Source organism: Aquiluna sp., from assembly GCF_965064355.1.
In genome coordinates, this window is the sequence record NZ_CBCHRQ010000063.1 from 1 (window position 1) to 7,542 (window position 7,542).

7 protein-coding genes are annotated in these 7,542 nt (G+C 53.2%); all 7 read right to left on the minus strand.

Features of this window, described 5'->3' with window-relative positions; genetic code table 11:
• On the minus strand, positions 1-753 hold a 753-nt coding region (locus AC128V_RS05875), incomplete at its 3' end, for an FtsQ-type POTRA domain-containing protein (protein WP_482763745.1).
• Positions 754-2,142, minus strand: a complete 1,389-nt coding sequence (gene murC, locus AC128V_RS05880; protein WP_482763746.1) for a UDP-N-acetylmuramate--L-alanine ligase — start codon at positions 2,140-2,142, stop codon at positions 754-756.
• Positions 2,135-3,214 (minus strand): undecaprenyldiphospho-muramoylpentapeptide beta-N-acetylglucosaminyltransferase, encoded by a 1,080-nt coding sequence (murG, locus tag AC128V_RS05885; RefSeq protein ID WP_482763747.1) that lies wholly within the window; start codon positions 3,212-3,214, stop codon positions 2,135-2,137. The genes murC and murG overlap by 8 nt, the downstream gene beginning before the upstream one ends.
• The gene (locus AC128V_RS05890) at positions 3,211-4,359 is read right to left on the minus strand and encodes an FtsW/RodA/SpoVE family cell cycle protein (protein ID WP_482763748.1); all 1,149 of its coding nucleotides are present in this window, start codon (positions 4,357-4,359) and stop codon (positions 3,211-3,213) included. Before AC128V_RS05890 ends, murG begins: the two co-directional genes overlap by 4 nt.
• The gene (murD, locus tag AC128V_RS05895) at positions 4,356-5,807 is read right to left on the minus strand and encodes a UDP-N-acetylmuramoyl-L-alanine--D-glutamate ligase (RefSeq protein ID WP_482763749.1); all 1,452 of its coding nucleotides are present in this window, start codon (positions 5,805-5,807) and stop codon (positions 4,356-4,358) included. Before murD ends, AC128V_RS05890 begins: the two co-directional genes overlap by 4 nt.
• Positions 5,789-6,892 carry a phospho-N-acetylmuramoyl-pentapeptide-transferase gene (gene mraY, locus AC128V_RS05900; protein WP_482763750.1) on the minus strand — a complete coding sequence of 368 codons (1,104 nt, stop codon included), beginning with the start codon at positions 6,890-6,892 and terminating at the stop codon, positions 5,789-5,791. The genes murD and mraY overlap by 19 nt, the downstream gene beginning before the upstream one ends.
• Positions 6,889-7,542: glutamate ligase domain-containing protein (locus AC128V_RS05905; protein ID WP_482763751.1), on the minus strand; the 654-nt coding region annotated here is incomplete at its 5' end. The genes mraY and AC128V_RS05905, both read right to left, overlap by 4 nt.

The following is a 7,542-nucleotide window of genomic DNA, read 5'->3' on the forward strand; positions in this document are numbered from 1 at the left end:
GGCTTTGGGAGATGAGACATCGATGGTGACGCCGGGCTTTACACCGGTCTTCATAAGAGAGTTCAAGACCTTCGCTTTGAGCAGCCCCTGCTTGGCATTTCCCCAAATTACGCGGGTATCGCTCTTGCGCAAAATCAAATCTGAGGTTAGCTGTTCAGAAACCTGAATCGAGAAGACCTTCTTGTACGTCCCGACCGGAAGCGAGAGCAAGACCTCCATGGCGGTCTTGTACTTCTTGTCTTTCAAAGGGTCGGCGGTGAAGCGGAAAAACGGATACTTATCCTTGGCATTCGCCACATCGATGCGAACCCCGGCGGCGTCATAGAGGTAGTTCTTCCCACCTCGCACCAGAATCACTACCGGCTGGCGTTCGCGGATCTTCACCGTCAGAGTGTGAGGCGGCTCAGCCTGGAGCGTGAAGGTTTCAATCAGGGCAAAATCTGCCAGCAAATCTGCAACATTGTCCTGCGAGATGGTGGTGAGCGGCTTGCCAACCAGGCCCTCTAGAGCTCCCATTACCTTGCTGGCTTGGATTCGATCATTCCCGCTGACTTTAATCTGTTCAATTGCGAGCATCGGGGTGAAGAAGGTGGCCACAACCAAAATCACAAGCGCTAAAGGGCCTGCAATAAACAAGGTCCTGCCGAGATTTCGAAATCCAGAGGTGCGGGCCGGCTTGATTTTTGCAGGCTTAGCGCTTTGCCTAACGCGCTTTATCTCGCGGCCGACAAGCTCGCGCTCTGGTTTTTTCAACTAAGCCTCCAGTGCGTCAAGAAGCTCGGGAACCATGCGGTAGATGTCACCACATCCCATGGTGATGATGAAATCCCCACTTTTGGCAAGGCTGGCCGCAACGGCTGGTACGTCGTCCCACGCCGGCACGTAATGCATGCGGGCTGAATCTTCAAAACGATCAGCAATCAGTGCCCCCGTCACCCCTGGCTCTGGATCCTCTCTAGCAGCGTAAATGTCCAGACAGACCACCTGGTCACTCAGCGCTAAAGCTTGGGCAAACTCAGCCTGAAAAATACGAGTTCTGGAGAAAAGATGCGGTTGGAATACCGTAATCAACTTGCCCGAACCCACTACCGCGCGGGCCGCGCTCAATGCGGCGGCAACCTCGGTTGGGTGGTGAGCGTAATCGTCATAGACCCTGACACCGCGGCGCTCTCCGTGCAGTTCGAAGCGACGCTCGGTTCCGGAGAAGTGCGAAACAGCCTTAGCCGAGGCCTCAAAATCAAATCCAAGTCCAACCAAGACCGCAACCGCACCAGCGGCATTTAGCGCATTGTGATGACCTGGAACCTGCAATTGAAGCTGAATGCTCTTGAGGCCAAAACCGAGTTCAAACGAGACGTTTCCTTGCAGCGCAGCGACGTTTCTGACCTGCACCGACGCATTGCTGGCGGTTCCGAAAGTGATGATGTTTTTGTGCTTCAAGCGCTTGGTGACTCGCACGGCACCCTCGTCATCGCTTGAGATGGCTACCAGCGTTCCTGCGGCGTCGGCAAACTTTGCGAATTCGCCCTCAAAGGCATCCAGTGATCCAAAGTGGTCCAGGTGATCAGGGTCAATGTTGGTGATCAGTGCGACTTCGGTCTTGTAGTGCAAAAAAGAGCTATCGGATTCGTCGGCTTCAATGACAAAGTGCTCGCCCTTGCCAGACCCTGCCGATGCTCCGTACTCCTGAATAACACCGCCATTTACAAAGCTAGGGTCAGCACCGAGGCGACTTAGCGCGGTAATCACCATTCCAGTAGATGTGGTTTTTCCGTGAGCTCCGGCTACCGCGATCAGCTTGCCCTTAGACGCCAGGTGAGCCAAAAGTGCCGAGCGGTGCAGGGTTGGAATTCCGCGCTGTTGAGCCAGCACGTACTCAGGGTTAGTTGGCCACAAAGCACTAGTGACAACCACCGTGTCAGGGTTACCTAGGTTTTCGGCAGCGTGGCCGATATGAATTACGGCACCAAGTGCTCGCAAGGCCTTGACGTTTGAGGAGTCCCTGAGGTCAGACCCGGTCACCTTGTGGCCCATGCCTAAAGTGAGGCGGGCGATTCCTGACATTCCAGAACCACCGATGCCAATAAAGTGCACGGTGCCTAAATCGTCAGGGATGGGCTGAGAGAAGTCGGGCTTAATCACGGGTCTTAGTATTCACTGCCGCAAGCACAAGATCGCGTAGCCGCTCGGTTGCGTCGGGAATTCCCACTGACTTTGCCGCCTGAGACATCTTTCTGACGCTCGAACTGTGGCTCACGAGTGGAATCAATTCGGTGCTTATGTACTTGGCTGTGAACTCACTATCTGAAACCAATTTGCCACCGCCGGCTTCAACAATGGTTGCGGCGTTGAATCTTTGCTCGCCGTTACCCACCGGGTAAGGAATGTAAATTGCCGGCAGTCCGCAGGCGGCAAACTCGCTAACAGTAGAGCTTCCAGCGCGAGATACAGCCATATCCGATGCTGCGATTGCAGCATCCATTCGGTCGCAGTAAGCCATCCGGCGGTAGCCAGGTTCTGAGACCTCGTCGAGATTGGCTCTATCTCCCACAATGTGCAGGATTTGAATCCCCGCGGCATTTAGCACGCTGCGACTGTCGATAATCGCGTCGTTGATGCTCTTGGCGCCTAATGACCCTCCGGTGACCAAAAGCGTTGACATAAAGGGATTTAGACCCAATTCAATTCGTGCCTGCTCTTTGTCGTAACCGGATACCGAATCAACAATCTCAGGGCGAAGCGGCATGCCGGTAATTGCGGCTGGCGATAAATCGCTGTTTGGAAAAGCCACCGCGATGTTCTTGGTGAATTTCGCCCCCAGACGATTGGCGATGCCCGCTAGGGCGTTCGCCTCGTGAATCACCAGCGGCTTTCTCGCAATAAAGGCAGCGAGGTAGGCAGGCGCTGATGCGTAGCCACCAAACCCAACCACTGCCTCGATCTTGTGCGTCTTGATCATCTTGAGAATCGCGAATACAGCTGCGGCAAATTTGAATGGGAACATCAATGCATAAAGCGATGGTTTTCTAGGAAATGGCAGTCTGGCAATAGTTAGTAGTTCAAATCCGCGCTGTGGGACAAGGCGAGACTCCAGCCCCTCCTTAGTCCCAAGGGTCAAAACCTCTTGATCTAAAGCCCTAAGTGACTGAGCCAACGCCAACATCGGGTTTACGTGACCGGCGGTTCCGCCACCGGCCAATAAAAACTTGGTCACCTTCTGCGTCCTAGATTTGCCGTTCGATCCCGCTCTACTGCGAGCACCACGCCAATTGCCATAAGCGACGCGATCAATGAGGAGCCACCGGCCGATACCAGCGGCAAGGTAACACCGAGAACTGGGAACAGGCCAACCACAACACCCATGTTGATAAATGCCTGAATCACGATCCAAAACATGACTCCCACAACCAAATTGCGGTTGAAGGGGTCGGTTTGCTGCTTAGCGATTTGGAACATAACTAGGCCTAGAGCCAAGAACAGCGCAACCACCAGCAGTGCTCCGATTAGCCCGAGCTCTTCGCCAATGATTGCAAAGATAAAGTCGTTTTCAACCTCGGGGATCCAACTCCATTTGAGCTTAGAGCGACCCAAGCCGGTGCCAAAGACGCCGCCGGAGGCAAGCGCCCAGGTGCCCTTTTCAAACTGCCAGTTCACACCCATGGGGTCGGCAGCCTCAGGGTTCAGCCAGGCATCAAAGCGCACTCTTCGAGAAGGTGAACTGGAGACTAGGAAAAACGCCAGTGCCGAGCCAAGGGCGATGGTGGACCACCAAATTGACATCTTGATGCCGGCAATCAGGTATAGACCCATGAGCAAGACCACCATGATGATGCCCGAACCCAAGTCCTTGCTTAGAATCGCCACCATGCCGACACCGACTGCCGAGAAGAACCACACCCGCTTCCAGGTTGGCAAATCCTCATCCCAAAATCCGGTCAGCTGTGACAGCTGCAAAGACAGAGCAACAATCAAACCGAGCTTGAGAAACTCCGATGGCTGCACTCCGATGGCACCAAAAGATAGCCAGTTACGGTTTCCATTGATTTCTTGGCCAAACAATACGGTTGCAGCCTGCGCGCCCATGGTGATAGCAAGACCCAACATTGCAAATCTGCGCATGAAGTCAAGCGAGAGATTCGAGACAATCAGCATCAAAGTGAGGCCAATAATGGCAAAGCCGCCCTGCTTTAGAAAGATCGATGCTGCATTCGAAGTCTCTTTAAAGGCATCTACGGCCGATGCACTTGCGACCATGGTGAGCCCAATTGCAACGGTCGCAAGAGTTAGCCCCAAAAGCCAAAAGAATTGCCTGGATTGTGCGTGCAGTCGAGGCTGCAACATCTCTTTTAGATTTGTCACTTACTCACCTGCCTTCTAACCTCTGCCTGAAACTGATTTCCGCGGTCTGAATAGTCCTGGAACTGATCCATAGAAGCTGCTGCCGGGGCTAGCAATACAGTGTCCCCCGAACTTGCAAACTCCAAAGCGGAGCTAACAGCCTGGGACATGATCCCCTCGCCCGAAATCACCCTCAGAGGCAAGTTTGGAAGGTGTTTTGCAAACAACGCCTCAAGTTCAGCCGTGTCGGCACCAATAACTATGGCTGCCTTTAGCCTGGAGCCATGATCGATCAAAAGCGGAGTCGGGTCTACGCCTTTTAGCAGCCCACCAACAATCCAGACGATTGAGCTAAAGCTTGCTAGCGAGGCATTCGCTGCGTGAGCATTGGTCGCCTTTGAATCATCAATAAAAGTAATTCCGTGTTGCTCAAGCACCTTTTGAATTCGATGTGGAGCAAGTTTGAAGGTGGCAATGGCTTGTTTGATAACTACAGGATCAATGTCCACCGCCCTTGCCAACGCAGTTGCCGCGGCGACATTAGCCCGCAGGTGGTCGCTAAGGACGCCTATTGCCTCCAAGTCTGAATCTTGCGCTATCTCTAAAGCGGCCGAATAGCGATCTGCAATAAAAGCTCGGTCAACCAAGAATTCCTCTACGAAACCAACCGAGCTAACGCTTGGCATGCCGGTGGTGAAGGCCACAGCTCTGCAGCCATCAATAACTTCAGCATTCTCTGCTGCCTCTAGAGTCTTTAGATCTTGGGCGTTGTAGATAATTGCAATCTCAGTTCCTTCAAAAACCTTTGCCTTGGCCTCAAAGTAGGCTTTTTCGCTGCCATGCCAGTCGATGTGATCTGGTGCCAGGTTCAAAAATGCGCTTGCCACTGGGTTTAGTTGCCCTGAATAGTGAAGCTGGAAACTGGAGATCTCAACGACTAGGTAGTCGAAACCCTCTGGATCTCTGATGGCATCCAAAATTGGGTTTCCGATGTTTCCACAGGCCACAGCGCGCAGTCCCGCAGCTTGCAAAATGTGGGTTACCAGCTCAGTGGTGGTGGTTTTACCGTTGGTGCCGGTTATGGTGATCCACTTCGCCACCCGATCTGTTTTATCTCTAAGGCGCACAGCTAAATCGATATCCGTTAGGACCTGGATGTCGTTTTTTGCAAGCCAAAGGATTGTCGGGTGTGATGGGGCAAAACCGGGAGACACAACCGCAAAGTCAATCTTTGCCATTTTGCTCAGCTCGGACACCGCGTCAGAGAGCACCAGCTTTGCGCCGATGACCTCTAGAAGTTCGGAGTATTGAGGGCTGGCCGAATTGGCAAAAACCGTTACCTCTGCCCCAAGCTCGCAAAGGGTGTCGGCTACTGAAAAACCAGATTTACCCAAACCTAAGACTGCAACTTGCAGTCCAGCCCAATTGTCGTGCCAGCTGCGCTGCGGGATCATATGCCGTAGATCCACTCCACGTAGAACAGGCCAACGCCGCTAATCACACACAGCGATGCAATGATCCAGAAGCGCACAACGATGGTGATTTCAGCCCAACCCTTGAGTTCAAAGTGGTGGTGCAGTGGCGACATCAGGAACACTCGCTTGCCGGTTCCAGTTCGCCACTTGGTGATCTTGAAGAACACTCGCTGAATAACCACCGAACCGGTGACGATAACGAAGATTCCGCCGATTAGAACAAGTAGCAGCTCGGTGCGGGAAAGAATTGCCAGAGCCGCTAGCGCGCCACCTAGGCCCAGCGAACCGACATCACCCATGAAGATTTGCGCAGGTGATGTGTTCCACCACAAAAAGCCAACGCAAGCACCAACAATTGCTGCAGCAACAACCGCCAGGTCAAGCGGGTCTCTCACGTTGTAGCAGGATGCAAAGTTCTCAGTAACCGTCGCGCAACTTTGGTTGAACTGCCAAAAACCGATGATTACGTATGCGCCAATAGCCATAATTGCGGATCCCGATGCCAGACCATCCAAGCCATCTGCGATGTTTACACCGTTGGAAGCGCTGGTAACCAAAAGCGTGATCCAGGCCACAAAGAGCCCCATGCCGATAACGGAGCCCCAGATAAACAAGTCAATCGGCAGGTCTCTAAACAAAGAAATGGCAGTCGATGCCGGTGTCAGACCGTCTTCATCTGGGAAACCAAGAGCGAGAACCGCAAAGACAATGGCAACCACCACTTGTCCGCCGATTTTGGCCCAACCGGTAAGTCCAAGGCTGCGCTGGTTGCGCACCTTTAGCAGATCATCAATAAAGCCAACTAGTCCAAGCCCAAGCATCATAAAGATCACCAGCAGGGCAGAGGCCGAAGGTGATTCGCCGTTTATGAGCTTTGCAACAAAGTAGGAGATGGTTGCGGCCAAAAGAATGACAATGCCACCCATGGTTGGAGTGCCGCGCTTGGTGTGGTGAGTCTTTGGACCGTCATCGCGAATGAACTGACCCCACTGCAGGTTCCTGAATAGCCAAATGAACCCAGGGGTGGCGAAAAGCGAGATGAATAGTGCGATGCCGCCTGATGCAAGTAAGGCTCTCACTTCACACCCGCCAACTCGTCGCCTAAGAATCTCAAACCGGCGATGTTGCTGGATTTCACCAAGACAATATCGCCAGGTGAAAGCTTGTCATGAATAGCCTCAAAAGCCGCGCTGATTGTTTCGCAAAATACAGACTCGCCATCCCAGCTGCCCTCTTGCATGGCTCCCAGGTGAGTCAACTTGGCCTCTTGGCCAATCACATAGAGCTGATCGATGTTGTATCTCACCACTAGCCGACCAAGCTGATCATGCTCCTGAATGGAATACTCACCAAGCTCCGCCATTTGACCCAGAATTGCGATGGTTCGGTGCCCCTGTCGACCCAAAGTGGCAAGGGTTTGCAAAGCTGCCCTCATGGAATCCGGAGATGCGTTGTAGGCATCGTTGATGACAAAAACCCCATCCTGACGACGAATCAGCTGCATGCGCCAGCGCTCTGCCATTTCCATCTCAGATACCGCTTCGATGGCAGTCTCTTTAGGAACTCCTAGCTCCTGAGCAACCGCCAGCGCAGCGGAAACGTTCATCGCCTGGTGCTCCCCCAGCATTTTCAGGGTTAGTTCACTAACTTGACCGTCTGGGTAGGAGATAGCGAGCTTGGTGCCGCCAAGACTCAGATCCACCGACTTGATTTCGAAGTCGGCCTCTCT